Source organism: Streptomyces sp. NPDC045022 (genome assembly GCF_056432605.1).
Genome location: NZ_JBWKIR010000005.1, coordinates 216,323 through 242,901, shown reverse-complemented (window position 1 = coordinate 242,901; position 26,579 = coordinate 216,323). Strand labels below are relative to the sequence as shown.

The window sequence follows — 26,579 nt, the reverse complement described above, 5'->3', positions numbered from 1 at the left end:
CTGTGGAGTGGTTCTGTACGCCTTACTTCATCGGCGCCAGGTGATCTTTGCTGTAAAGGCCCGGAACCCGGGGCGAACGCTCACGATTGCGGACGTTTGCCCCTGGAGGCTCCGGAGTCAAGCCTACGGCGTGTTAACGCGGTGCGTTACTCGCCCTTGGCCTTCGCGATGATCTCCTCGGCGACGTTCCGCGGAACCTCGGCGTAGGAGTCGAACTGCATCGAGTAGCTTGCGCGACCCGACGTCTTGCTACGGAGGTCGCCGACGTAGCCGAACATCTCCGACAGGGGCACGAGGCCCTTCACGACGCGGGCACCGGCCCGCTCCTCCATGGCCTGGATCTGACCACGGCGGGAGTTGATGTCGCCGATGACCTCACCCATGTAGTCCTCGGGCGTGGTGACCTCGACGGCCATCATCGGCTCGAGCAGCACGGGGCTGGCCTTGCGCGCGGCCTCCTTGAAGGCCTGCGAACCGGCGATCTTGAAGGCGAGCTCCGAGGAGTCGACCTCGTGGTAGGCACCGTCGTGCAGGATCACACGGACACCGGTCATCTCGTAACCGGCGAGGATGCCGAACTGCATGGCCTCCTGCGCACCGGCGTCGACCGAAGGGATGTACTCCTTCGGGATACGGCCACCGGTCACCTTGTTCACGAACTCGTACGAGGTGTCGCCACCCTCGAGCGGCTCGATGCCGATCTGCACCTTCGCGAACTGACCGGTACCACCGGTCTGCTTCTTGTGGGTGTAGTCGACGCGCTCGACGGCCTTGCGGATCGTCTCGCGGTAGGCCACCTGCGGCTTGCCGACGTTGGCCTCGACCTTGAACTCACGGCGCATACGGTCGACCAGCACCTCGAGGTGCAGCTCGCCCATACCACCGATGATGGTCTGGCCGGTCTCCTCGTCCGAGTGGACCTGGAAGGACGGGTCCTCCTCGGCCAGGCGCTGGATCGCGACGCCCAGCTTCTCCTGGTCACCCTTCGACTTGGGCTCGATGGCGACCTGGATGACCGGCGCCGGGAAGTCCATGGACTCCAGGATGACCGGGTTCTTGTCGTCGGACAGCGTCTCACCGGTGGTGGTCTGCTTCAGGCCCATGACGGCGACGATGTCGCCGGCGCCCACCGAGTCGATCTCCTCACGCTTGTTCGCGTGCATGCGGTAGATCTTGCCGATGCGCTCCTTCTTGCCCTTGACGGAGTTCAGCACCGAGGTGCCGGACTCCAGGCGGCCCGAGTAGACCCGGACGAAGGTGAGCTTGCCGAGGTGCGGGTCGCTCATGATCTTGAACGCCAGCGCGGACAGCGGCTCGTCGTCGGACGGCTTGCGCTTGACGACCGTCTCCGGGTCCTTGACGTCGTGGCCCTCGATGGCCTCGATGTCGACCGGGGAAGGCAGGTAGCGCACGACCGCGTCGAGCAGGGGCTGGACGCCCTTGTTCTTGAACGCGGTACCGCAGAACACCGGGGTCACGGTGGTGCCGGTGCCCTTGCCGGACGCGATGGTGATACGACGGATCGCGGCGTACAGCTGCTCCTCGGAAGGCTCCTCGCCCTCCAGGTACAGCTCCATGATCTCTTCGTCGTTCTCGGCCACGGCCTCGATCAGCTTGCCGCGGTACTCCTCGGCAGCCTCGGTGTGCGTGGCCGGGATGTCGACGACGTCGTACATCTCGCCCTTGGTGGCCTCGGCGGACCAGACAAAGGCCTTCATCGTCACGAGGTCGACGACGCCCTTGAAGTCGGCCTCGGCGCCGATCGGGAGCTGCATGACGATCGGCTGCGCACCCAGGCGGTCGCTGATCATGTCGACGCAGCGGTGGAACTCGGCACCGGTCCGGTCGAGCTTGTTGACGAAGCAGATACGCGGGACGCCGTAGCGGTCCGCCTGACGCCACACCGTCTCGGACTGCGGCTCAACGCCGGCGACGCCGTCGAACACCGTCACGGCACCGTCGAGCACGCGCAGGGAGCGCTCCACCTCGACGGTGAAGTCGACGTGGCCCGGGGTGTCGATGATGTTGATGGTGTGGTCGACGTCGTTCAGCGGCCAGTGACAGGTGGTGGCAGCAGAGGTGATCGTGATGCCACGCTCCTGCTCCTGCTCCATCCAGTCCATGGTGGCAGCGCCGTCGTGGACCTCACCGATCTTGTAGGACACACCGGTGTAGAACAGGATCCGCTCGGTGGTGGTCGTCTTGCCCGCGTCGATGTGGGCCATGATCCCGATGTTGCGGACCTTGGCCAGGTCAAGTGAAGTGGTAGCCATAAGGCTTCAGTCTTCTCTCGGTCTCGATGTGGGTAGCGACTACCAGCGGTAGTGCGCGAAGGCCTTGTTGGACTCGGCCATCTTGTGCGTGTCCTCGCGCTTCTTCACGGCCGCACCGAGGCCGTTCGAAGCGTCGAGAAGCTCGTTGAGCAGACGCTCGGTCATGGTCTTCTCGCGACGGGCGCGGGAGTAACCGACGAGCCAGCGCAGCGCGAGGGTGTTGGCGCGACCGGGCTTGACCTCGATCGGCACCTGGTAGGTGGCGCCACCGACACGGCGGGACTTGACCTCGAGGGTCGGCTTGATGTTCTCCAGCGCGCGCTTCAGCGTGATGATCGGGTCGTTGCCCGTCTTCTCACGCAGACCCTCCATGGCGCCGTAGACGATGCGCTCGGCGGTGGAACGCTTGCCGTTCAGCAGCACCTTGTTGATCAGCGACGTGACAAGAGGAGAACCGTAGACCGGGTCGATGATGACCGGGCGCTTCGGGGCGGGGCCCTTACGAGGCATTCTTACTTCTCCTTCTTGGCGCCGTAGCGGCTGCGGGCCTGCTTGCGGTTCTTGACACCCTGGGTGTCGAGCGAGCCGCGGATGATCTTGTAGCGAACACCCGGCAGGTCCTTCACACGGCCGCCGCGCACGAGCACGATGGAGTGCTCCTGCAGGTTGTGTCCCTCACCCGGAATGTAAGCGGTGACCTCGATCCCGCTGGTCAGACGCACACGCGCGACCTTACGCAGGGCCGAGTTCGGCTTCTTCGGGGTGGTCGTGAACACACGCGTGCAGACGCCACGACGCTGAGGGGAACCCTCGAGTGCGGGCGTCTTGTTCTTCTCGACCTTGTCCTGCCGGCCCTTACGGACCAGCTGCTGGATCGTAGGCACTACTTCTCCGGTTTCTGTGTGCCGAATGGTGAAGCTAACCTGGAACGTCGCCGACCCACGCGGTCGGGTGTGTCGAATCCTGCGGACCTTCGCCGCGAGGCGGAGAGGGGCGCAGATCACGGTGGCCGCTTGCGGCTCGCTGTACGGTTCGAAGGCACGCACAAGAGCCAGGGCACACCCCAGGCACAAGGTCTGAGCGTACCTACCTCATTCGCTGTGGTCAAAACAAATGGGACTCCCCCGCCTCGCCCTGCGGGCCATGTCAAGCCCACGTGCCCTACGTGATCTTCAAATCGACGGCTGTCGATCTCCAGGCACGCCGCTTTTCCGCCCCACCTGGCATGCCCAGCCCCGGCCTCCCTCCGCCTGTGGGGCGCTCACGGGCCCCCAGTGCCCGCAGGGCACTCCGCGGCCGGTCGGGCGCCCCGCGACGCCGCCGGCACCCCGCCAGGGCCCCTGGCGGCTTTCCACCAGCCCGCCGGTGGCCGGCAACGCCGAAGGGCGGCCACCCCCAACGGAGTGACCGCCCTTCGACTCAAGCTGCCCGCTTACTGGTTGTACGGACCGTAGTCGTAGTCCTCCAGCGGAACGGCCTGGCCGGAGCCGGTGCCGAACGGCGAGTAGTCGATGTCGTCGTAGCCGACGGCCGAGTACATCGCGGCCTTGGCCTCCTCGGTCGGCTCGACCCGGATGTTGCGGTAGCGGGACAGACCCGTACCGGCCGGGATGAGCTTACCGATGATGACGTTCTCCTTGAGGCCGATGAGGCTGTCGGACTTGGCGTTGATCGCCGCGTCCGTCAGAACTCGGGTCGTCTCCTGGAAGGAGGCGGCCGACAGCCAGGACTCCGTCGCCAGCGAGGCCTTGGTGATACCCATCAGCTGCGGACGACCGGAGGCCGGGTGACCGCCCTCCTGGACCACACGACGGTTCTCGGTCTCGAACTTCGAGCGCTCGACCAGCTCGCCGGGCAGCAGCTCGGCGTCGCCCGACTCGATGATCGTCACGCGGCGGAGCATCTGCCGGATGATGATCTCGATGTGCTTGTCGTGGATCGACACACCCTGCGAGTTGTAGACCTTCTGGACCTCGCCGACCAGGTGGACCTGGACGGCACGCTGACCCAGGATGCGCAGCACGTCGTGCGGGTTGGTGGCACCCACGGTGAGCTGCTGGCCCACCTCGACGTGGTCGCCGTCGCGGACCAGGACCTTGGCGCGCTTCGAGATCGGGAACGCCGTCTCGTCGCTGCCGTCGTCCGGGGTGACGACGAGCTTCTTGGTCTTCTCGGTCTCCTCGATCCGCACGCGGCCGGAGGCCTCGGAGATCGGGGCGACACCCTTCGGGGTACGGGCCTCGAAGAGCTCGACGACACGGGGCAGACCCTGGGTGATGTCGTCACCGGCCACACCACCGGTGTGGAAGGTACGCATCGTCAGCTGGGTACCGGGCTCACCGATGGACTGGGCGGCGATGATGCCGACCGCCTCACCGATGTCGACCAGCTTGCCGGTGGCGAGCGAACGGCCGTAGCACATCGCGCAGGTACCGACGGCGGACTCGCAGGTCAGGACCGAGCGGGTCTTGACCTCCTCGACGCCACGGCCGACGAGCTCCTCGATGAGGACGTCGCCCAGGTCGGTGCCGGCCGGGGCCAGCACCTGGCCGTCGACCACGATGTCCTCGGCGAGGCAGCGCGCGTACACGGACGTCTCGACGTCGTCCGTCTTGCGCAGCACACCGTCCGCGCCCCGCTCCGCGATCTTGAGCTTGAGGCCGCGGTCGGTGCCGCAGTCCTCCTCGCGGATGATGACGTCCTGGGAGACGTCGACCAGACGACGGGTGAGGTAACCCGAGTCGGCGGTACGCAGGGCGGTGTCCGCCAGACCCTTACGGGCACCGTGCGTGGAGATGAAGTACTCCAGCACGGACAGGCCCTCACGGAACGAGGCCTTGATCGGACGCGGGATGGTCTCGTTCTTCGCGTTCGACACCAGACCACGCATACCGGCGATCTGCCGCATCTGCATCATGTTTCCTCGGGCACCCGAGTCAACCATCATGAAGATGGGGTTCGTCTTGGGGAAGTTCTCGTTCATCGCCTCGGCGACCTCGTTGGTCGCCTTGGTCCAGATCGCGATGAGCTCCTGCGTGCGCTCTTCCTTGGTGATCAGACCGCGCTCGTACTGCTTCTGGACCTTCTCGTCCTGCGCCTCGTAACCCTTGACGATCTCCTTCTTCGCCTCGGGAACGACGACGTCGGAGATGGCCACGGTGACACCGGAACGGGTCGCCCAGTAGAAGCCGGCCGCCTTCAGGTTGTCGAGCGTCGCCGCCACGATGACCTTGGGGTAGCGCTCGGCCAGGTCGTTGACGATCTCGGAGAGCTGCTTCTTGCCCACCGAGTAGTCGACGAACGGGTAGTCCTCGGGCAGCAGCTCGTTGAAGAGCGCGCGGCCCAGGGTGGTGCGCAGGCGGAACGAGTCACCCTGCTGCCACTCGGGCTCGCCCTCCTCGCGCGCCGGCGGCATCCAGCCGCGCGGCGGGATGGTGCCCACCGGGAAGCGGATGTCGATCGGCGACTGCAGCGCCAGCTCGCCGGCGTCGAACGCCATGATCGCCTCGGCCGTGGAGCCGAACGCGCGGCCCTCGCCCTTGGTGTCACGCAGCTCGCCGTCGGTGGTGAGGAAGAACAGACCGAGGACCATGTCCTGGGTCGGCATCGTCACCGGGCGGCCGTCGGCCGGCTTGAGGATGTTGTTCGAGGACAGCATCAGGATGCGGGCCTCGGCCTGCGCCTCCGCGGACAGCGGCAGGTGCACGGCCATCTGGTCACCGTCGAAGTCCGCGTTGAACGCGGTGCAGACGAGCGGGTGGATCTGGATGGCCTTGCCCTCGACCAGCTGCGGCTCGAAGGCCTGGATGCCGAGGCGGTGCAGGGTGGGAGCACGGTTCAGCAGCACCGGGTGCTCGGCGATGACCTCTTCGAGGACGTCGTACACGACCGTGCGGCCGCGCTCCACCATGCGCTTGGCGCTCTTGATGTTCTGCGCGTGGTTCAGGTCGACCAGGCGCTTCATCACGAACGGCTTGAACAGCTCCAGCGCCATCGCCTTGGGCAGACCGCACTGGTGCAGCTTCAGCTGCGGGCCGACCACGATGACGGAACGCGCCGAGTAGTCGACTCGCTTGCCGAGCAGGTTCTGACGGAAGCGGCCCTGCTTGCCCTTCAGCATGTCGCTGAGGGACTTCAGCGGGCGGTTGCCCGGACCGGTGACCGGACGGCCGCGGCGGCCGTTGTCGAACAGTGCGTCGACGGCCTCCTGGAGCATGCGCTTCTCGTTGTTCACGATGATCTCGGGCGCGCCGAGGTCGAGAAGCCGCTTCAGGCGGTTGTTGCGGTTGATGACACGGCGGTACAGGTCGTTCAGGTCGGAGGTCGCGAAGCGGCCACCGTCCAGCTGCACCATCGGACGCAGGTCCGGCGGGATGACCGGAACGCAGTCGAGAACCATGCCCTTGGGGCTGTTGGAGGTCTGCAGGAAGGCGGACACAACCTTCAGCCGCTTCAGCGCACGGGTCTTCTTCTGGCCCTTGCCGGTGCGGATGATCTCGCGGAGACGCTCGGCCTCCTCGTCGAGGTCGAAGGACTCCAGGCGCTTCTGCAGCGCCGCGGCACCCATCGAACCGTCGAAGTACGTGCCGAAGCGGTCACGCAGCTCGCGGTAGAGCAGCTCGTCGCCCTCGAGGTCCTGGACCTTGAGGTTCTTGAACCGGGTCCACACCTCGTCGAGACGGTCGATCTCGCGCTGCGCACGGTCGCGCAGCTGCTTCATCTCGCGCTCGGCACCCTCGCGCACCTTGCGGCGCACGTCGGCCTTGGCGCCCTCGGCCTCCAGCTCGGCCAGGTCGGTCTCGAGCTTCTTGGCGCGGGCCTCGAGGTCGGCGTCGCGGCGGTTCTCGATCTGCTGGCGCTCGACCGAGACATGCGCCTCCAGGGAGGGCAGGTCGCGGGTACGGCGCTCCTCGTCCACGTACGTGATCATGTACGCGGCGAAGTAGATGACCTTCTCGAGGTCCTTGGGAGCCAGGTCGAGCAGGTAGCCCAGGCGGCTCGGGACACCCTTGAAGTACCAGATGTGCGTGACGGGCGCGGCAAGCTCGATGTGGCCCATCCGCTCACGACGCACCTTGGCGCGCGTGACCTCCACGCCACAGCGCTCGCAGATGATGCCCTTGAAGCGGACGCGCTTGTACTTGCCGCAGTAGCACTCCCAGTCCCGGGTCGGACCGAAGATCTTCTCGCAGAAGAGTCCGTCCTTCTCGGGCTTGAGGGTGCGGTAGTTGATGGTCTCGGGCTTCTTGACCTCGCCGTGGCTCCACTGACGGATGTCGTCAGCGGTGGCCAGACCGATCCGGAGCTCATCGAAGAAGTTGACGTCGAGCACTATGCGTCAATCCCTCTCAGGGTTGTAAGTCTGTGGTCTGAAACGGGGGCCTGGGGGTCGGCGGGGCCCTGTGGGTGAGGGCCCCGCCGGACTCCCGTCAGACCTCTTCGACGCTGCTCGGCTCGCGCCGGGACAGGTCGATACCGAGCTCCTCCGCAGCGCGGAAGACATCCTCGTCGGTGTCACGCATCTCGATGGACATACCGTCGCTGGACAGCACCTCCACGTTGAGGCAGAGCGACTGCATCTCCTTGATGAGGACCTTGAAGGACTCGGGGATGCCGGGCTCGGGGATGTTCTCGCCCTTGACGATGGCCTCGTAGACCTTCACGCGGCCGGTGACGTCGTCGGACTTGATGGTCAGCAGCTCCTGGAGGGCGTACGCGGCGCCGTAGGCCTCGAGGGCCCACACCTCCATCTCACCGAACCGCTGGCCACCGAACTGCGCCTTACCACCCAGCGGCTGCTGGGTGATCATCGAGTACGGACCGGTCGACCGGGCGTGCAGCTTGTCGTCGACCAGGTGGTGCAGCTTCAGGATGTACATGTAGCCGACCGAGATCGGGTCCGGGAACGGCTCACCGCTACGGCCGTCGAACAGCCGCGCCTTGCCGGACGGGAGCACCATGCGCTCGCCGTCGCGGTTCGGGATGGTGTGCTGCAGCAGACCCGCCAGCTCGTCCTCACGCGCACCGTCGAACACCGGGGTGGCGACGTTGGTGCCCGGGGCGACCTGGTCGGCGCCGATGACCTGCAGGCGCTGCGCCCACTCGTCGGCGAGGCCGGAGACGTCCCAGCCGCGGCTGGCGAGCCAGCCGAGGTGGATCTCCAGGACCTGTCCCGGGTTCATTCGGGACGGCACACCCAGCGGGTTGAGGATGATGTCGACCGGAGTTCCGTCCTCGAGGAACGGCATGTCCTCGATGGGCAGGATCTTCGAGATGACACCCTTGTTGCCGTGACGGCCGGCGAGCTTGTCACCGTCGGTGATCTTGCGCTTCTGCGCGACGTAGACGCGGACCAGCTGGTTCACGCCCGGGGGAAGCTCGTCGCCCTCCTCGCGGTCGAAGACGCGCACGCCGATGATCTTGCCGATCTCGCCGTGCGGCACCTTCAGCGAGGTGTCACGGACCTCACGGGCCTTCTCACCGAAGATCGCGCGCAGCAGGCGCTCCTCCGGCGTCAGCTCGGTCTCACCCTTGGGCGTGACCTTGCCGACCAGGATGTCGCCGGCGACGACCTCGGCACCGATACGGATGATGCCGCGCTCGTCGAGGTCGGCGAGGACCTCCTCGGAGACGTTCGGGATGTCCCGGGTGATCTCCTCGGGGCCGAGCTTGGTGTCACGGGCGTCGACCTCGTGCTCCTCGATGTGGATCGAGGAGAGGACGTCGTCCTGCACGAGGCGCTGCGACAGGATGATCGCGTCCTCGTAGTTGTGACCCTCCCACGGCATGAACGCCACGAGCAGGTTCTTGCCGAGGGCCATCTCGCCGTTCTGGGTGGCCGGGCCGTCGGCGAGCACCTGGCCCGTGATGATCCGGTCGCCCTCGTTGACGATGACCTTCTGGTTGACCGAGGTGCCCTGGTTGGACCGGGAGAACTTGGCCAGGCGGTACGTGATGTACGTGCCGTCGTCGTTGGCGGTGGTGATGTAGTCCGCGGAGACCTCCTGGACCACACCGTCCTTCTCGGCCTTGACCACGTCGCCGGCGTCGACGGCGGAGCGGTACTCCATGCCGGTGCCGACGAGCGGGGACTCGGACTTAATCAGGGGCACGGCCTGACGCATCATGTTCGCGCCCATGAGGGCACGGTTGGCGTCGTCGTGCTCGAGGAAGGGGATCATGGCGGTCGCGACCGACACCATCTGGCGCGGCGAGACGTCCATGTAGTCCACGTCGTCGGGCGCGACGTAGTCGACCTCGCCGCCACGGCGGCGGACCAGGACACGGGCCTCGGTGAACCGCATGTCGTCGTTGAGCGTGGCGTTGGCCTGCGCGATGACGAAGCGGTCCTCCTCGTCGGCGGTCAGGTAGTCGACCTCGTCGGTGACCTGGCCCTCGACGACCTTGCGGTACGGCGTCTCGATGAAGCCGAACGCGTTGACCCGGCCGTAGGAGGCCAGCGAGCCGATCAGACCGATGTTCGGGCCTTCCGGCGTCTCGATCGGGCACATGCGGCCGTAGTGCGACGGGTGAACGTCACGGACCTCGAAGCCGGCCCGCTCACGGGAGAGACCACCCGGGCCGAGCGCGTTGAGACGACGCTTGTGCGTCAGACCCGACAGCGGGTTGTTCTGGTCCATGAACTGGGACAGCTGGCTGGTGCCGAAGAACTCCTTGATGGAGGCGACGACCGGCCGGATGTTGATCAGGGTCTGCGGCGTGATCGCCTCGACGTCCTGGGTGGTCATGCGCTCGCGCACGACCCGCTCCATACGGGCGAGACCCGTACGGACCTGGTTCTGGATCAGCTCGCCGACGCTGCGGATACGACGGTTGCCGAAGTGGTCGATGTCGTCGGTCTCGACGATGATCGAGCGGCCGGACTCGCCGAGCGTCTCGGTCTCACCGGCGTGCAGCTTCACCAGGTACTTGATGGTGGCGATGATGTCGTCGGTGGTGAGCACACCGGCGTCCAGCGGCTCGTCCGCACCGAGCTTCTTGTTCACCTTGTAGCGGCCGACCTTCGCCAGGTCGTAGCGCTTGGGGTTGAAGTAGAGGTTCTCAAGTAGCGTCTGCGCGGCCTCACGCGTGGGGGGCTCGCCCGGACGCAGCTTGCGGTAGATGTCGAGCAGCGCGTCGTCCTGGCCCTGGGTGTGGTCCTTCTCCAGGGTGGCGCGCATCGACTCGTACTCGCCGAACTCCTCGAGAATCTGCTCGGTCGTCCAGCCGAGAGCCTTCAGCAGCACGGTGACCGACTGCTTGCGCTTGCGGTCGATACGGACACCGACCATGTCGCGCTTGTCGATCTCCATCTCCAGCCAGGCACCCCGGGACGGGATGATCTTGGCGGAGAAAATGTCCTTGTCGGACGTCTTGTCGATGGTGGAGTCGAAGTAGACACCGGGGGAACGGACCAGCTGAGACACAACGACACGCTCGGTGCCGTTGATGACGAAGGTGCCCTTGTTCGTCATGAGCGGGAAGTCGCCCATGAAGACGGTCTGGGACTTGATCTCACCGGTCTCGTTGTTGGTGAACTCAGCGGTGACGAAGAGCGGAGCCGCGTACGTGAAGTCGCGCTCCTTGCACTCGTCGATCGAGTTCTTCGGCGGCTCGAAGCGGTGGTCCCGGAACGTCAGCGACATCGACCCGGAGAAGTCCTCGATCGGGGAGATCTCCTCGAAGATCTCCTCCAGACCGGACTTGGTGGGGACGTCCTGACCGTTCTCCAGAGCCTCCTCGACGCGAGCCTTCCACGCGTCGTTGCCGAGCAGCCAGTCGAAGCTCTCGGTCTGGAGCGCAAGAAGGTTCGGAACCTCGAGGGGCTCCTTGATCTTTGCAAAAGAGATGCGCAGCGGGGCGGTGCTGGCGCCGTTGTTCATATTCGCGGTCGAGGCAGTGCGCGAGGCGGCCAAGAGGGGGTCCTTCCGAGGGCTCGGACTCACTACGCGCGTACCGGTCCCTCCCGTACACAGAGACAGAAACCCCAGGTCAAGGGAGCTTTGTCATCGGTGCTCGAGTGAGGGCAGACCCCTGGTGACGGGCAGGGGGCAGCTAACAGGCAGCGCAAAGGGTCAGTGTAGCCACTTGGCACACTGATGTCCAGCGCGGGTTTTTCGCGACCCTCGTTGTGCTCACCGCTCTTCTCAACGCCCTCGGCATGCTGCCCTCAACGCACGTTGATACTGCCCTCTTCGTCCTCGATCCATGCCTCGGATTCGGATCCTTGTGACGACGCGTCCTGAGAATTGCGCGCTGCGTGCGGTTCGTCAAGGCCCCTCAGTCCAAACGAGACTGGCCGGAGACACGACGAAGATCACCATACCCCTCGCCGTGGCGAGTGCAAGGCAGCCATGGTCGGTCCTCCGGATACACCGAAGAGCGACCACCCGGATGGATGATCGCTCTTCGGTGCGTTCGCGTTACAGCCCTACGGGGCCGCAATCAGCGTGCAGTCGGGTTCGTCGAACCCGGAAGGTCTTACTTGACCTCGACGGAGGCGCCGGCAGCCTTGAGGGACTCGGCGGCCTTCTCGGCGGCTTCCTTGTTGACCTTCTCGAGGACCGGCTTCGGGGTGCCGTCGACGAGGTCCTTGGCCTCCTTCAGACCCAGCGAGGTCAGCTCACGCACGACCTTGATGACCTGGATCTTCTTGTCGCCGGCGCCGGTGAGGATGACGTCGAACTCGTCCTTCTCCTCCTCGGCCTCGGCGGCACCGGCGCCGGCGCCGGCGCCGGCCACGACGACCGGGGCGGCAGCGGCGGCGGTGACGTCGAACTTGTCCTCGAAGGCCTTCACGAACTCGGAGAGCTCGATGAGGGTCATCTCCTCGAACTGGGCAAGCAGCTCGTCCTGGGTGAGCTTCGCCATGATGGCGGTCCTTCCACTCAATCGGCAGGTGCCGGGATGTACTGGATGTGGCGGGCGTACGTCGGCCCGCTGCGACCCTCGCCGCGTCATGCGGCCAGGATCAGAAAGCGAGCCGAATTACTCGGCACCGCCCTGCTCGGCCTGCTTGGCACGGAGCGCGTCCACGGTGCGGACGAGCTTCGAGGGCAGCGCCTGGAAGACGGAGGCAGCCTGGGACTGCTTCGCCTTGAAGGCACCGGCCAGCTTGCTGAGCAGAACCTCGCGGGACTCGAGGTCCGCAAGCTTCTTGATCTCGTCGGCGGAGAGGGCCTTGCCCTCAAGGACACCGCCCTTGATGACGAGATTCGGGTTGTCCTTGGCGAAGTCACGGAGACCCTTCGCCGACTCCACCGGGTCACCGGTGACGAAGGCGACAGCCGTCGGACCGTTGAACAGGTCGTCCAGCGTCGTGATCCCGGCCTCGTTGGCCGCAATCTTGGTCAGCGTGTTCTTCACCACGGCGTACTGGGCGTTCTCACCGAGCGACCGGCGCAGCGTCTTGAGCTGCGCCACGGTGAGACCGCGGTACTCGGTCAGCACGGCAGCGTTGGAGTTGCGGAACTGCTCCGTCAACTCGGCCACTGCGGCAGCCTTGTCGGGCCTCGCCATAGAGCCTCGGCCTCCTTCCGGGTGATTCTGACCGCGCGGACCCGAAGGAGGACTGGGGAAACGAAACGCCCCGGCGCAGGCGCACGGGGCGGACTCGACCGGTCGAACGCGCGTGAACGCGTCTGTCCGGGAGTACTTCCAGTCACCTGCGCGGGTCGTCCACTTTTCAGCGGATCCTTCGGCCACCGCGCCCTCCTGCGAGCGCACGGCAACGACCAGCGGTCTTTGGCTTCTGTAGGAGAGTACGGGACCGGGGCGCTGTCGAGCAAATCGGGCCGTGGAGGCCGCCCCGGTCCCTCTGCGTCGCCGGGCTCAGGAGCTGGTGCCGGTGCCCCCCGCCGCGGTTCCGCCGGACTTGAGCAGGTCGGCGAAGTCCTTGGTGTCGCCGGCCGGCGGCGCCTCGGCGGTGACCTTCACTCCGTAGTCGCTGTAGTACGTGGTGTTGGCCATGGTGCCGTGGGCGGTGTCCGCCTTCTCGGTCTTCTTGACCAGCAGGTTCTCGTCGTTGATCCAGATGTCGACGGTGTCGGTGGTGACGCCCGCCTGGCTGAGCTGCTTCTTCAGGGCCGCCAGCTGGCCGGCGCTCAGGTCGCTGCTCTTGCCGGCGAGGTCGGCGACGTCCACCCTGCCCGCGTAGTGCGTGGTGTGGGCGCCGGAGACGGTCTCCTCGCCCACCTTCCTGACGTCGCCGGAGGCCAGCAGCATCTTCACGGACTGGTTCGGCGTGGCGTTCTGGATCTGGTCCTTCATGTACGAACCGGAGGCGCCGCCGAGCTTGGCGAGGTCGTCGTACGAGTACTTGAGCCAGTGCTTGCCGCCCGTCTGCTGGGCGTAGGTGTCGCTCATGTGCGCGTAGTAGGCGTCCGGCAGATACCGGGCCTCCATCGACGAGGTGCCGGCCTTCTTCATCATCTCGGCCATCTGGCCGCCGGTGTACGTGATGGTGAGGTTGCCCTTGAGGCCGTCGCCCCAGGTCAGTGCGCCGTTCGCGGTCATCGACATGAGGTCGCCGACGGACGTGCTGGAACGCACCTTGGCCGAGTCGGCCTTGTCGGTGGACTTCTCGGCGGAGCGCAGGGCCGCGATGGGGCTGACGTGTATCGCACCCCCGCCGGCCGCCTTGCCGCCCTTGTCGCCGTCCGAGGAGCCGCAGGCGGCCACACCCGTCAGCGCGGCGACCACCGCGATCGAGAGGCCCATCCGGCGCACGGTCGTGCTCTTCATCTAGTCCCACCCCTAATGCGAGTCCTGTGCCTGCACCGTAGCCCAGGCCACCGACAGTCATATGAAAGGTCGCACAAAGAAAGGACGGGCCCCGCACCTGGAAGGTTGCAGGGCCCGCCCTCTACTTACGCGTACCTGACGCGGCTACCGGGGTGAGCGGACGGCTCAGACGGCGGCCGGGTCCTCCTCGACGAGGAGGTTGCGGGTGCGGTTCGGGTCGACCGGGATGCCGGGGCCGATCGTGCTGCTGATCGCGGCCTTCTTGATGTAGCGACCCTTGGCGGCGGACGGCTTCAGACGGAGGATCTCCTCCAGCGCGGCGCCGTAGTTCTCCACCAGCTTGGTGTCGTCGAACGACGTCTTGCCGATGATGAAGTGCAGGTTCGAGTGCTTGTCGACGCGGAACTCGATCTTGCCGCCCTTGATCTCGGTCACAGCCTTGGCGGTGTCCGGGGTCACGGTGCCGGTCTTCGGGTTCGGCATCAGACCACGCGGGCCGAGGACGCGGCCGAGGCGGCCGACCTTGCCCATGAGGTCCGGGGTGGCGACGACGGCGTCGAAGTCCAGACGGCCCTTCGCCACCTCGTCGATCAGCTCGTCGGCGCCGACGATGTCGGCGCCCGCGGCACGCGCGGCCTCGGCACGGTCACCGGTCGCGAAGACCAGGACCCGGGCGGTCTTACCGGTGCCGTGCGGAAGGTTCACGGTGCCACGGACCATCTGGTCGGCCTTGCGCGGGTCGACACCCAGACGGAAGGCGACCTCGACGGTGCCGTCGAACTTGGTCGTGGAGGTCTCCTTGGCGAGACGGACGGCCTCGAGCGGGGCGTACAGCTTCTCCCGGTCGATCTTGGCGTCCGCAGCGCGGAGAGCCTTGCTGCGCTTGCTCACAACTGCTCCTGTGTGTTCTGAAAGGAGTCGTGGTACGGGCCGAGCAGGCCCTGCCACGTGCGACCGGCTACGGCCGCGTGACTGCTGGGGATGGGGCTCAGCCCTCGACCGTGATGCCCATGGAGCGGGCGGTGCCGGCGATGATCTTCGACGCGGCGTCCAGGTCGTTGGCGTTCAGGTCGGGCAGCTTGGTCTGGGCGATCTCGCGGACCTGCGCCTCGGTGATCTTGGCGACCTTGGTCTTGTGCGGCTCGCCGGAGCCCTTCTCGACACCAGCGGCCTTGAGGATCATCTTCGCGGCCGGCGGCGTCTTGGTGATGAAGGTGAAGGAACGGTCCTCGTAGACCGTGATCTCCACCGGGATCACCCAGCCACGCTGCGACTCGGTCGCGGCGTTGTAGGCCTTGCAGAACTCCATGATGTTGACGCCGTGCTGACCGAGCGCGGGGCCGACCGGCGGGGCCGGGTTCGCCGCGCCGGCGTTGATCTGGAGCTTGATAAGCCCCGTGACCTTCTTCTTCTTGGGAGGCATGCTCTCTCCGGGTCCTTACTGAGAGGTTGATTGCCATCCGCGCCTTCGACCTGCGCCCATCGGGGCAAGATCCCACAGATGGCATACCGCACAACGATAGCCGGTGTGCCCTCAAGACAAGAAATCGCCCAGGTCAGACCACCTGCGCGGGGCCTCCGAGCCATCGGTCGCGCAGCACGTGCGCGGCGTCGGCCGGCCCTACGAGCCGGTCAGGACGCCCGGCACGGCGGGCAGTGCGGCGACGCGCCCCCGGCCGGTGGTCGTCGGTGAACGCCACTCTCCGGGCGCGTGACGCGCGTCCACGGTGTCACCCTCGGCGTGGCCCCGCGCGCGTGACAACGGAAGACCGGCCGTCAGGTCCGCCGGCGGAACGCCGGCGGTGGGCCGGACACGGCAAGAGCGCCCCGGCCCGGTCTTCACCGGCGGGGCGCCCTCGGGGTGTGTGCTCAGTTCTTCTGGATCTGGTCGAAGGAGAGCTCGACCGGCGTCTCGCGGCCGAAGATCTCCACCAGGCCCTTGACCTTCTTGGAGTCGGGGTTGATCTCGTTGATGGTCGCCTGGAGCGTGGCGAACGGGCCGTCGGTGACGGTGACCGAGTCGCCGACCTCGAAGTCCAGCACCTGGACCTCGACCTTGCGCTGCGGGGCGGGCTTGCCCTCGGCCTCCGCGGCCTCGCGGGCGGCCTTCTCCTCGGCCTCCGGGGCGAGCATCTTGACGATCTCGTCCAGGGTCAGCGGATACGGGTCGTAGGCGTTGCCGACGAAGCCGGTGACGCCGGGGGTGTTGCGGACGACACCCCACGACTCGTTGGTCAGGTCCATGCGGACCAGGACGTAACCCGGCAGCTTGTTCTGCTTGATCGTCTTGCGGTCGCCGTTCTTGATCTGGACGACCTCTTCCTGCGGCACCTCGGCCTGGAAGATGTAGTCCTCGACGTTCAGCGAGACGGCGCGCTGCTCCAGATTGGTCTTCACGCGGTTCTCGTAACCGGCGTAGGTGTGGATGACGTACCACTCGCCGGGCAGGGCGCGCAGTTCCTGGCGCAGGGCCTCGATCGGGTCGACCGGCGCGGCCGGCTCCTCCTCGGGCGCCTCGGCGACGACGGCTTCCTCGTCGCCCTCTTCGGCGTCGCCTTCCTCGTCCTCGACGTGCAGGGCGGCCTCTTCGGCCGGCTCGCCCGACTCGGCCTCGGCAGCCTCGAACTCGTCCTGCTCATCCGCGCCTTCGACGATGTCGAGCTCGTCGTGCACCGTCTCGTCCGGCTCGATGGCGTCGTTCAGGTTCGGGTCAGACACGATGGCTGCTTCTTCCTGGATACATAGGGGTGGAACATGCGAAAAGGGGCGCCGGTACCACGGCGCCCTTCGCTCTTGGCTCAGCCGAAGACGTACTTGGCCGCGTGGTTGAGCCCATAGTCAATCACGGTCACCAGGGCGATCATGATGGCGACGAAGAAGATCACCACAGTGGTGTACGACGTCAGCTGGTTGCGTGTCGGCCAGACGACCTTGCGGAGTTCCGCAACGATCTGGCGGTAGAAGGTGGCCAGGCGCCGGAGCGGGCCCTTCTTGGCACGCTTGCCGCCCTTGCGAGCCTTCTTGGACTCGGGCACCTCGTCCTGGGCATCAGGCGTGTCGATGGAGCCCACGGCGTCCGTCATTGTCCTCACCTGGTCCCGGGTCGTGGCCGTGCCGCGCCCGGTTTCTGAGCCGCACGGCGGTGCAATGCTGTACGTACATGCGCACACATCCTGGCGGTGTGTGTAGCAGGGCCGGAGGGACTTGAACCCCCAACCGCCGGTTTTGGAGACCGGTGCTCTACCAATTGAGCTACGACCCTTTGTGTGTCCCCCAACGTACCGCATCCGACCGAGTGCACGGTGTGTACCCGTTGCGGTGGCGGCTGCTGAAGGCCAACGAGGTGAGAGTGTACGTGGTCCGGGGCCCGGCGTCGAACAGAAAGTGGCCGCCCAGGACCGCCGCGCCGAAGATCGTCCTGGCCGACGGCCGGATTCGGATCCCTGTTCACGCCTCGACCCCCTGTTGTTCAGTCTGTGAAACCAGTGTGCCGGGGGTATTTCCGGTCTGGAACGATGGGCCCCATGAGCGCTGCAACCCCTCCCACCGAGCGCCGGGTCTCCGCCCGAGTCGGCGCGATCTCCGAGTCCGCCACCCTCGCCGTGGACGCCAAGGCCAAGGCCCTGAAGGCCGCCGGGCGTCCGGTGATCGGCTTCGGCGCCGGTGAGCCCGACTTCCCGACCCCGGACTACATCGTCGCGGCGGCCGTCGAGGCCTGCAAGAACCCCAGGTACCACCGCTACACGCCGGCCGGCGGCCTGCCCGAGCTGAAGGCCGCCATCGCCGCGAAGACGCTGCGCGACTCCGGCTGGGAGCCCGACGTCTCGCAGATCCTCGTCACCAACGGCGGCAAGCAGGCCATCTACGAGGCGTTCGCCGCGATCCTCGACCCGGGCGACGAGGTCATCGTCCCGGCGCCGTACTGGACGACCTACCCGGAGTCGATCCGCCTGGCCGGCGGCGTCCCGGTGGAGGTCGTGGCCGACGAGACCACCGGCTACCGCGTCACCGTGGAGCAGCTGGAGGCGGCGCGCACGGAGAAGACCAAGGTCGTCCTCTTCGTCTCCCCGTCCAACCCGACCGGCGCGGTGTACTCCGAGGCCGAGACCGAGGCGATCGGCGGCTGGGCCGTCGAGCACGGCCTGTGGGTGCTGACCGACGAGATCTACGAGCACCTGGTCTACGGCGACGCGGTCTCCGTGTCCCTGCCTGCCCTGCTGCCCGAGCTGCGCGACAAGTGCGTCGTGGTCAACGGTGTCGCGAAGACGTACGCCATGACGGGCTGGCGCGTGGGCTGGGTCATCGGCCCGAAGGACGTGGTCAAGGCCGCGACGAACCTGCAGTCGCACGCCACCTCGAACGTCTCCAACGTGGCCCAGGCGGCCGCCCTGGCCGCCGTCTCCGGCGATCTGGAGGCCGTGGCGACGATGCGCGAGGCGTTCGACCGGCGCCGCAAGACCATCGTGCGGATGCTCAACGAGATCGACGGCGTGCTCTGCCCGGAGCCCGAGGGCGCCTTCTACGCCTACCCGTCGGTGAAGGCCCTGCTCGGCAAGGAGATCCGGGGCAAGCGCCCGCAGAGCACCGTCGAGCTGGCCGCGCTGATCCTGGAGGAGGCCGAAGTCGCGGTCGTCCCGGGCGAGGCCTTCGGCACGCCGGGCTATCTGCGGCTGTCGTACGCGCTCGGTGACGAGGACCTCGTCGAGGGCGTGAGCCGGATGCAGAAGCTGCTGGCGGAAGCGCGGGACTGAGGTCCGTCCGCCTCACCGACGGGGCCGGCGCCTCCGGTTTTCCGGAGGTGCCGGCCCCGTTCGTCTGTGCGAGCAAGACCACGAACGGGGAAACGGCTACCGGGAGAGCGGCCGCGTACGGCAGGATCCTGGGATGGAGCGTGTACGTGATCTCTCTGAGCTGCCGAAAGCCCATCTGCACCTGCACTTCACCGGATCGATGCGGCCCGGGACCGTGCTGGAACTGGCCGACAAGTACGGCGTGCATCTGCCCGATGCGCTGACGGAGGCGCTGACCAGCGGTGACCCCCCCAAGCTGCGGGCCACGGACGAGCGCGGCTGGTTCCGTTTCCAGCGGCTGTACGACGCGGCGCGCTCCTGCCTGCGGGAGCCGGAGGACATCCAGCGGCTGGTCCGGGAGGCGGCCGAGGAGGACCTGAGGGACGGCTCGGGCTGGCTGGAGATCCAGGTCGACCCGACCTCGTACGCACCCCGCCTGGGCGGCCTGATCCCGGCGCTGGAGGTCATCCTGGACGCGGTGGATACGACGTCCCGCGAGACCGGCCTCGGCATGCGCGTCCTGGTGGCCGCCAACCGCATGAAGCACCCGTTGGACGCGCGCACCCTGGCCCGCCTGGCGGTGCGGTACGCGGACCGGGGCGTGGTCGGCTTCGGGCTGTCCAACGACGAGCGGCGGGGCATGGCGCGGGACTTCGACCGTGCCTTCCACATCGCGCGCGAGGGCGGTCTGCTGGCGGCCCCGCACGGTGGCGAGCTGACCGGCCCGGCCTCGGTCCGGGACTGCCTGGACGACCTGCACGCCTCCCGGATCGGGCACGGGGTGCGGGCCGCGGAGGACCCCCGGCTGCTGAAGCGGCTGGCCGACCGGGGCGTGACCTGCGAGGTGTGCCCGGCCTCCAACGTGGCGCTCGGCGTGTACGAGAAGCCGGAGGACGTCCCGCTGCGCACCCTCTTCGAGGCGGGCGTCCCGATGGCTCTCGGTGCCGACGACCCGCTGCTTTTCGGCTCCCGGCTGGCCGCCCAGTACGAGATCGCCCGTCACGCCCACGACTTCACGGACGCCGAGATCGCCGAGCTGGCCCGGCAGTCGGTACGGGGCTCGGCCGCTCCGGAGGAGGTCAGGGCGCGACTGCTGGGCGGCGTGGACGACTGGCTGGCTCGCCCGGCCGCCTGAAGTGGGCGTAGGGCGGGTGGGTCCGGTGGCGATGCCGCTGCTTGATCCCGGGCGTGTTGGTCATGCCTCCAGCGTGGGTCACGCGGAGGGCTCCGCGACCAGGATTCCGCCCAGCAGGGTCTTCACGAGCCGGGCGGCGAACTCGTCCACGGGCGGTCGCCCGCCGCTCTCGGTGGCGTCGTAGGCGAACGCGCGCTGGGCGCAGGCACCGAGGAGAAGGGAGGCCGCCGCGAAGGTGTCGGCGTCGGCGCGGACGCGGCCGGTGGCCTGTTCGGCGCGGAGGTAGGCGTCCAGGTCCTGGATGGGTATGTGCGGGCCCGAGCCGATCTTGCGCAGGGCGTCGTCGTGGCGCCGCTTGAGCTGGGTCTCGGCGTACAGGGAGGCGGCTATCGGGAAGCTCTGCTCGTAGAACAGGGCGGCCTGGCGGGCGATGTGGGTGAGGTTCTCCCGCAGGGTGCCCTGTCCGGGTTCGGCGGCGAGGTTGCTGAGCAGGGGCGTGAGCCGTGGCAGGCGCTCGGAGAGCACCCTGACGAACAGCTCTTCCTTGCTGGCGAAGTACTTGTAGAGAGCCGCTTCGGAGCAGCCGGCCGCCTTGGCGATCTCCTTGGTGGTGGCGCGGGCGAGTCCGACGGTGAGCATCAACTCATGGGCCGCGTCGAGGATGCGGACACGCGCCGGCTTCGTCTCCATGGATCTCCGATCGGCCTTGACGGGTGGGTGAGTACTTACCCACTCTAGGGGGACACGTGGTGAGTGAACACTCACCCACCGCTTTCCGAGTGCGGGAGTGCTCATGAACCTCACCGTTTTCGGCGCCACCGGCGGGATCGGCCGGGAGGTCGTCCGGCAGGCGCTCGGCGCCGGCCACCGGGTCACGGCCGTGGTCCGCGATCCGGCCCGGCTGGACGTCACGGGGGACGCGCTGGAGGTGTTCCCCGCCGATCTGACCGACCCGGAGCGGCTGCGTGCCGCCGTCGCGGGCCGAGATGCCGTCCTGTCCGGCCTGGGCGCACGCAGCCGCAAGGACGCCGGGGTCGCCGCCCGGCTGACCGGTACGGTCCTGCGCGCGATGGAGGCCGAGGGCGTACGACGGCTGCTCGTGGTCAGCGCCGCACCCGTCGGGCCGGCTCCTCAGGACGACGGCGCCCTGGACCGCGGCATGCGGGGCCTGGTGTCGGCGGTCCTCAGGGATGTCTACGCCGACCTGCGCGAGATGGAGGCCGAGCTGGCCGGCAGCAGCACCGACTGGACGTCCGTACGGCCGCCACGCCTGCAGAACAAACCGCTCACCGGCCGCTACCGCACCGTCATCGGCGGCTTCCCGCCCAAGGGCCGCTTCATCGCGCGCGCGGACGTCGCCCACGCGATGCTGTCGATGATCGACGACGGGGGGACGGTGAAGCAGGGGGTGGGGGTGGCCTACTGAGCCGGCACGGCTACGGGCTCACACCGAGCCCGGCTGGCCGGTGCCGGGCCACCCGCTCAGGACGATCCGGTAGGGGTCAACCGCTCACGCGAGCCTGACCCGGGTTCGAGAGCCTGTACCCGGGTTCGACAGCCCACGCGGGCCCGTACCGGGCCAACGGCTCACTCGAGCCGGTGCGGCTAGAGGCTCACGCCCACCGTGACCGGCTCGTTGACCAGAGTGATGCCGAAGGTCTCGCGGACGCCGGCGACCACCTCGCGGGCCAGGGCCAGCAGGTCCTCGGTGGTGGCGCCGCCCCGGTTGGTGAGGGCGAGCGTGTGCTTGCCGGAGATGCGGGCGGGCCCGGTGCCGTACCCCTTGGTGAAGCCCGCCTTGTCGATCAGCCAGGCCGCGGAGGTCTTCCTGCGGCCCTCCCCCGCCGGATAGGCGGGCGGCTCGACGCCCTCCCCCAGCCGCTCCCGCACGCGCGCGCGGAACTCGGCGAACTGCTCGTCGGTGAGGATCGGGTTGGTGAAGAAGGACCCGGCCGACCAGGTGTCGTGGTCCTCGGGGTCGAGCACCATGCCCTTGCCGGCGCGCAGTTTCAGCACGGTCTCCCGAGCGTCGGCCAGCGGCACCCGGCCACCCGGTTCCACGCCGAGCGCACGGGCCGCCTCCGCGTACTTGACCGGCGCGGACAGTCCGCCCGCGTCCTCCAGGTCGAAGCGGACGCGCAGCACGACATAGCGCTCCGGGTCGGCCTTGAACCGGCTGTGGCGGTATGAGAAGGCGCACTCCTCGTTCGTCAGTGTGACGGTCTCGCCGGCCCGCCGGTCATAGGCGATCACCTCGGTGACGGTGGCGGAGACCTCCTGGCCGTAGGCGCCCACGTTCTGGATCGGCGTGGCGCCGGCCGACCCCGGGATGCCGGCCAGGCACTCGATGCCGGCGAGCCCGGCCTCAACCGTGCGGGCGACGGCGTCCGTCCACACCTCGCCGGCCGCCAGCTCCAGTGTGGTGCCGCGCAGTTCGACACCGCGCGTGGCGATGCGCAGGGCGGTGCCGTCGAAGCCCTTGTCGCCAATGACCAGGTTCGATCCGCCGCCGATGACCAGCAGCGGAGTACCGCTGTCGTCGGCCTCGCGAACGGCGGCGATCACCTCGGCGTCGGTCCCGGCGGTGATCAGCCGCGTGGCGGGACCGCCCAGCCGGAAGGTGGTCAGCGGAGCAAGGGGGGCGTCGTGGAGTACCTGCACGGGCCCAAGACTACGAGACGCCTCCGACAGTGCCGCACGCATGCGGGCGGCGCCTTTCGGGCCGCCGCCGACGACGACCGGCGAGCCGCTCTCTGTCGGGGGGTCCGAGGCGGAGTCGTGCGGCGGTACGCGCGCGACACGACCTGGCCCGCCGGTCACCGCCGGGGTTCGCGGCGAGCGCACGTCCGCGGGGCCTCGGGCCGTTCCCGTCGGCCGTCGCCCTCTGTGTCTTCCTCGCCTGGACGCGCGCGTGGCCCTCTCTCGAGGTCCACGCGCGCGTGCGGGAGGTGCTGTCGGCCGCCGGTCTGCGGCAGCCGCCGTATCGCCTTCGCCCAGCCCACCGGCAGCCGGTCGCCGGAGGTCGGCCGGGTGGCGAACGGCACGCCTCGCATCCGGGCGGGCCAGGTGGCGGGAGGTCGGCCGGTGGGCCCCGGAGTGGGCGAAGGCCTTGACCGCATCGGCCGGCTCGCAGGCAATCAGCGTCCGGAAGACCCGCCTCGGAAGACCCACCGCAGAGGCTGTCCCCTGAGGGAGGCGCCGTGGCCGCCGGGCGCGTGGGCGACCTGCCGCCACCCGGCCGGGATGCGGGCCGGGGGCCGGGGCGCCGCGCGGGGTGCGGCTCTCGGAGCGGGAGGCGATGACCCCATGTGCCCCCATGGTTCCCTGGACCGCGCCGAACTCCCCGCCGCAGGACATCGCCGGCTCCTCGCCCGGCAGGGTTCCGGGTCAGCGGGTGGTGGTCTCCAGCACGGGCGCCTGCCCGGCCCCGGGAGTGACCCGGTCGGCGGCGTCGCGGCGCGCGGGGATCAGCAGGGCCGCGACCGCGGCGAGGGCGACCACCGCGGAGCCGGTGACCAGGGCGGGTCGCAGGCCGTCCACGAAGCTCTGCGCGCTCTCGTAGCCGCCCCGCGCGGAGAAGATCGACGCCATGACCGCGATGCCGAGCGCACCGCCCACCTCACGCAGCGCGTTGTTCGCGCCGGAGGCGATGCCCTGTTCCTGCGGCCGGACGCTGGACATCACCAGGTTGGCCGCCGGGGCGAAGAACAGGGCCATGCCCACGCCGCTGATGATCAGTGCGGGCAGCTGGGCGGCGTAGGAGGCGTCGGCGGTGGCCACGTGGGCCAGGTAGCCGAGGCCGGCCGCCTGCAGGAACAGGCCCGCGGCGACGACCGGACGGCCGCCGATGCGGTCGGACAGGATCCCGGCGATCGGCGCGACGAGCATCGGCATGCCGGTCCAGGGCAGCATCCTGAGGCCCGCCTCGGTGGGCGAGTAGCCGAGCACGCCCTGCATGTACTGGCTGAGCAGGAAGATCGAGCCGAACATCCCGACGAACATCAGCAGGCTGGCCGCGTTGATCCCGGAGAAGGCGCGGGAGCGGAACAGCCGCATCGGCAGCATCGGGGCGGCCGCGCGGGAGCTGTAGAGGACGAAGCCCGCCAGCAGGACGCCGCCCGCGATCAGCGCGGTCAGCACCACGGAGTCGGTCCAGCCGTCGGCGGGCCCGCGGACCAGGCCGTAGACGATTCCGAAGAGCCCGCCGCTGGCGAGCAGCGTGCCGGGGACGTCGAGCCGGGCGCCGATGCCGTGGGACTCGGCCAGCCGCAGGCGGGCGAGCGGCAGCACGGCCAGGCCGAGGGGGACGTTCAGCCAGAAGATCCAGTGCCAGGAGACGTGCTCGGTGAGGCTGCCGCCGATGAGCGGTCCGGAGGCGACGGCCAGCCCGTTGACGGCGCCCCAGATGCCGTACATGGTCCCGCGCCTGGCGGCCGGCACGGCCGCGGTCAGCAGGGTCAGGGTGAGCGGCATCATCACGGCCGCGCCGACGCCCTGGACCGCGCGGGCGGCGATCAGCGAGCCGATGCCGGGGGCCATGGCCGCGGCGGCGGAGGCGCCGGTGAAGACGGCGAGGCCGGCGATGAACAGCCGACGGCGGCCGAAGCGGTCACCGAGCGCGGCACCGAACATCAGCAGGACGGCGAAGGTGAGCGTATAGGCGCTCACGGTCCATTCCAGGTCGTCCAGTGCGCCCCCGAGGTCCCTGCGGATGGAGGGAAGGGCGGTGGTGACGACGAGGTTGTCGAGGGCCGCCATGAATCCGGCGACGCTGGTGATCACGAGGGCCCATATGGCACCCCCACGCTGTGCGCTCTTCCGTACGGTCTGCTCCGACATCTCTCCCCCAGAGAGTGAGTTCCAGTTAGTTATCACTGACTAACTTATGCGGCCATGAAAAGGCGGCACGGCCTTCTCCGCTTGCGCTACTTCTCGAGGCGCCCCGTCAGCCGGGCCGACGGGTAGAGCCCCTCCCACACCCGGTGCTCAGCAGGAAAGCCCATCGCCACCAGGCAGTTGATGAGCATCCCGTACGCCAGGAAGACGGTCGTCTCGTGGACGTCCGCGCCGAGCGCCAGGCGCACGGTGTCCCACAACCGCATCCAGCCGGCACGTACGCGCTCACCGAACTCGCGGTCGCCCTCCTGCTCCGCGGCCGCGACGGCGACGTACATCTGCATCTGCAACATCAGCCGCTCGGGCCGTTCCGCGATGACCTTGGTGTACGCGTTCGCCATGGCATGCAGGGCCTCTTCGCCCTGCAACCCCTCCGCGGCCTCCTCGAAGGTCCGGATGGTGTCCTCCACGCAGCGTTCCACCGCCACCAGGAAGATCGCCTTCTTGCCCGGGAAGAGCCGGAAGAGGTACGGCTGCGAGACCCCGACCCGCCTGGCGATCGCCTCGGTGGAGGTGCCGTGGTAGCCACCGCGCGCGAACTCGGCGGTGGCCGCGCGGATGACGCTCTCGCGCCGCTCTTCTGCGCTCATTCTGGGCATGCGGCTAAGTTAGTACTCAATCACTAACTTGGTCAAGGATGCCCCGCTTCCTTCGGCGGTGGGTGCGCGTAAGGGGCAACCCGCCATGGCGGACGCCCCTTACCCCGTTGGCTCTCCCGGCGGCTCGTCAGGCCAGCTCGTCAGGCCAGTCGTACGACCGCCCGGGACATGCCCAGCACCTTCTGCTCGGCGCTCATGGCCGTGAGGTCCACCCGCACGGTGTTGTCGTCGAGCTTGGCCGCCACCTTGCCGCTGACCTCGATCAGGGCGCCCTGGTCGTCGTTCGGCACGACGACGGGCTTGGTGAAGCGGACGCCGTACTCCACGACCGCACCGGGGTCGCCGAGCCAGTCGGTGACCACCCGGATCGCTTCGGCCATGGTGAACATGCCGTGCGCGATGACGTCCGGGAGGCCGACCTCCTTGGCGAACTTCTCGTTCCAGTGGATCGGGTTGAAGTCCCCCGAGGCGCCCGCGTAGCGCACCAGCGTGGCACGCGTCACGGGGAAGGTCTGCGCCGGCAGCTCGGTGCCGACCTCGACGTCGTCGTACGCGATCTTCGCCGTCATCAGGTCCTCACGCCTCCTCGGCCGCGCGGGCCACGAGCTTGGTCAAGGCGGTCACGACGTGCTCGCCCGCCTCGTCGTGCACCTCGCCGCGGACGTCCAGGATGTCGTTGCCCGCGAGGGACTTGATCGCCTCGATGGTGGAGGTGACCGTGAGCCGGTCACCGGCCCGAACCGGACGGCTGTACGCGAACTTCTGGTCTCCGTGCACCACGCGGCTGTAGTCCAGCCCGAGCTGCGGATCCTCGACGACCTGCGCCGCGGCGCGGAAGGTGATGGAGAACACAAAGGTCGGCGGGGCGATCACATCGGGGTGACCGAACGCCTTTGCGGCCTCCGGGTCCGTGTACACCGGGTTGGCCTCTCCCACCGCCTCGGCGAACTCGCGGATCTTCTCCCGGCCCACCTCATAGGGCGCGGTGGGCGGGTAGGTCCGTCCCACGAAGGACTGGTCGAGCGCCATGGCCCGGCACCTCCTGATGTCTGCTGTGATGGCCCCAAATTAGCCGGAAACCAGCCGGGGAACGTGCGCGGGTGCGAGTCGGCGAGTGGCGGGCGATCACCGCACCTGCGGACGA

Annotated in this window: 21 protein-coding genes and 1 tRNA gene; 3 read left to right on the top strand and 19 right to left on the bottom strand. The window is 68.3% G+C overall.

Annotated features, from left to right (window positions below; genetic code table 11):
- Positions 1 to 146 precede the first annotated feature (146 nt).
- The 13 genes from fusA to AC07C1_RS12215 all read right to left on the bottom strand — a co-directional run bounded on the left by fusA (position 147) and on the right by AC07C1_RS12215 (position 17,277).
- Positions 147 to 2,273, bottom strand: a complete 2,127-nt coding sequence (fusA, locus tag AC07C1_RS12275) for an elongation factor G (protein WP_478938625.1) — start codon at positions 2,271 to 2,273, stop codon at positions 147 to 149.
- A 39-nt stretch (positions 2,274 to 2,312) separates the two neighbouring features.
- The gene (gene rpsG / locus AC07C1_RS12270; protein ID WP_003992340.1) at positions 2,313 to 2,783 is read right to left on the bottom strand and encodes a 30S ribosomal protein S7; all 471 of its coding nucleotides are present in this window, start codon (positions 2,781 to 2,783) and stop codon (positions 2,313 to 2,315) included.
- 2 nt (positions 2,784 to 2,785) lie between these two features.
- Positions 2,786 to 3,157 (bottom strand): 30S ribosomal protein S12, encoded by a 372-nt coding sequence (gene rpsL / locus AC07C1_RS12265; RefSeq protein ID WP_003948652.1) that lies wholly within the window; start codon positions 3,155 to 3,157, stop codon positions 2,786 to 2,788.
- 548 nt (positions 3,158 to 3,705) lie between these two features.
- Complete coding sequence (locus tag AC07C1_RS12260) at positions 3,706 to 7,605, bottom strand: DNA-directed RNA polymerase subunit beta' (RefSeq protein ID WP_478938624.1); 3,900 nt, start codon at positions 7,603 to 7,605, stop codon at positions 3,706 to 3,708.
- Positions 7,606 to 7,702: 97 nt separating this feature from the next.
- Positions 7,703 to 11,188, bottom strand: coding sequence for a DNA-directed RNA polymerase subunit beta (gene rpoB, locus AC07C1_RS12255; protein ID WP_478938623.1), 3,486 nt, complete (start codon positions 11,186 to 11,188; stop codon positions 7,703 to 7,705).
- A 565-nt stretch (positions 11,189 to 11,753) separates the two neighbouring features.
- Positions 11,754 to 12,143 carry a 50S ribosomal protein L7/L12 gene (gene rplL, locus AC07C1_RS12250; RefSeq protein ID WP_478938622.1) on the bottom strand — a complete coding sequence of 130 codons (390 nt, stop codon included), beginning with the start codon at positions 12,141 to 12,143 and terminating at the stop codon, positions 11,754 to 11,756.
- 117 nt (positions 12,144 to 12,260) lie between these two features.
- Positions 12,261 to 12,791 carry a 50S ribosomal protein L10 gene (gene rplJ, locus AC07C1_RS12245; RefSeq protein ID WP_030046352.1) on the bottom strand — a complete coding sequence of 177 codons (531 nt, stop codon included), beginning with the start codon at positions 12,789 to 12,791 and terminating at the stop codon, positions 12,261 to 12,263.
- A 312-nt stretch (positions 12,792 to 13,103) separates the two neighbouring features.
- Positions 13,104 to 14,015, bottom strand: coding sequence for an SCO4651 family lipoprotein (locus tag AC07C1_RS12240; RefSeq protein WP_478938621.1), 912 nt, complete (start codon positions 14,013 to 14,015; stop codon positions 13,104 to 13,106).
- A gap of 165 nt (positions 14,016 to 14,180) precedes the next feature.
- Positions 14,181 to 14,906, bottom strand: a complete 726-nt coding sequence (gene rplA / locus AC07C1_RS12235) for a 50S ribosomal protein L1 (protein WP_403759842.1) — start codon at positions 14,904 to 14,906, stop codon at positions 14,181 to 14,183.
- A gap of 97 nt (positions 14,907 to 15,003) precedes the next feature.
- A complete protein-coding gene (rplK, locus tag AC07C1_RS12230; RefSeq protein WP_055515278.1) occupies positions 15,004 to 15,438 on the bottom strand; it encodes a 50S ribosomal protein L11 in 435 nt (144 codons plus the stop codon).
- A gap of 446 nt (positions 15,439 to 15,884) precedes the next feature.
- Positions 15,885 to 16,733 carry a transcription termination/antitermination protein NusG gene (gene nusG, locus AC07C1_RS12225; RefSeq protein WP_478938620.1) on the bottom strand — a complete coding sequence of 283 codons (849 nt, stop codon included), beginning with the start codon at positions 16,731 to 16,733 and terminating at the stop codon, positions 15,885 to 15,887.
- Positions 16,734 to 16,813: 80 nt separating this feature from the next.
- The gene (secE, locus tag AC07C1_RS12220; protein ID WP_478938619.1) at positions 16,814 to 17,098 is read right to left on the bottom strand and encodes a preprotein translocase subunit SecE; all 285 of its coding nucleotides are present in this window, start codon (positions 17,096 to 17,098) and stop codon (positions 16,814 to 16,816) included.
- Positions 17,099 to 17,204: 106 nt separating this feature from the next.
- Positions 17,205 to 17,277: transfer RNA gene (locus AC07C1_RS12215), tRNA-Trp, on the bottom strand.
- Positions 17,278 to 17,539: 262 nt separating this feature from the next.
- Here AC07C1_RS12215 and AC07C1_RS12210 point away from each other — a divergent pair.
- Complete coding sequence (locus AC07C1_RS12210; RefSeq protein WP_478938618.1) at positions 17,540 to 18,766, top strand: pyridoxal phosphate-dependent aminotransferase; 1,227 nt, start codon at positions 17,540 to 17,542, stop codon at positions 18,764 to 18,766.
- A 133-nt stretch (positions 18,767 to 18,899) separates the two neighbouring features.
- On the top strand, positions 18,900 to 19,940 hold the full coding sequence (locus AC07C1_RS12205) for an adenosine deaminase (RefSeq protein WP_478938617.1): 1,041 nt from the start codon (positions 18,900 to 18,902) through the stop codon (positions 19,938 to 19,940).
- A gap of 78 nt (positions 19,941 to 20,018) precedes the next feature.
- On the opposite strand, the gene AC07C1_RS12200 is transcribed toward AC07C1_RS12205, so the two are convergent.
- Complete coding sequence (locus AC07C1_RS12200) at positions 20,019 to 20,630, bottom strand: TetR/AcrR family transcriptional regulator (protein WP_478938616.1); 612 nt, start codon at positions 20,628 to 20,630, stop codon at positions 20,019 to 20,021.
- A gap of 103 nt (positions 20,631 to 20,733) precedes the next feature.
- Between AC07C1_RS12200 and AC07C1_RS12195 the strand changes: the two genes are divergently transcribed.
- Positions 20,734 to 21,366: an NAD(P)-dependent oxidoreductase gene (locus AC07C1_RS12195; protein ID WP_478938615.1), complete on the top strand. Its 633-nt coding sequence runs from the start codon at positions 20,734 to 20,736 to the stop codon at positions 21,364 to 21,366.
- Between the two features lie 179 nt (positions 21,367 to 21,545).
- Here the strand turns inward: AC07C1_RS12195 and AC07C1_RS12190 are convergent, their stop codons facing one another.
- The 5 genes from AC07C1_RS12190 to AC07C1_RS12170 form a co-directional block, all read right to left on the bottom strand.
- Positions 21,546 to 22,643 (bottom strand): UDP-N-acetylmuramate dehydrogenase, encoded by a 1,098-nt coding sequence (locus AC07C1_RS12190; protein WP_478938614.1) that lies wholly within the window; start codon positions 22,641 to 22,643, stop codon positions 21,546 to 21,548.
- 684 nt (positions 22,644 to 23,327) lie between these two features.
- Positions 23,328 to 24,779 (bottom strand): DHA2 family efflux MFS transporter permease subunit, encoded by a 1,452-nt coding sequence (locus AC07C1_RS12185; protein ID WP_478938613.1) that lies wholly within the window; start codon positions 24,777 to 24,779, stop codon positions 23,328 to 23,330.
- A gap of 86 nt (positions 24,780 to 24,865) precedes the next feature.
- Positions 24,866 to 25,435: a TetR/AcrR family transcriptional regulator gene (locus AC07C1_RS12180; RefSeq protein WP_478938612.1), complete on the bottom strand. Its 570-nt coding sequence runs from the start codon at positions 25,433 to 25,435 to the stop codon at positions 24,866 to 24,868.
- A 140-nt stretch (positions 25,436 to 25,575) separates the two neighbouring features.
- Positions 25,576 to 26,004, bottom strand: a complete 429-nt coding sequence (locus AC07C1_RS12175; RefSeq protein ID WP_478938611.1) for a MaoC family dehydratase — start codon at positions 26,002 to 26,004, stop codon at positions 25,576 to 25,578.
- A 7-nt stretch (positions 26,005 to 26,011) separates the two neighbouring features.
- Complete coding sequence (locus tag AC07C1_RS12170) at positions 26,012 to 26,464, bottom strand: FAS1-like dehydratase domain-containing protein (protein ID WP_478938610.1); 453 nt, start codon at positions 26,462 to 26,464, stop codon at positions 26,012 to 26,014.
- Positions 26,465 to 26,579 lie beyond the last annotated feature (115 nt).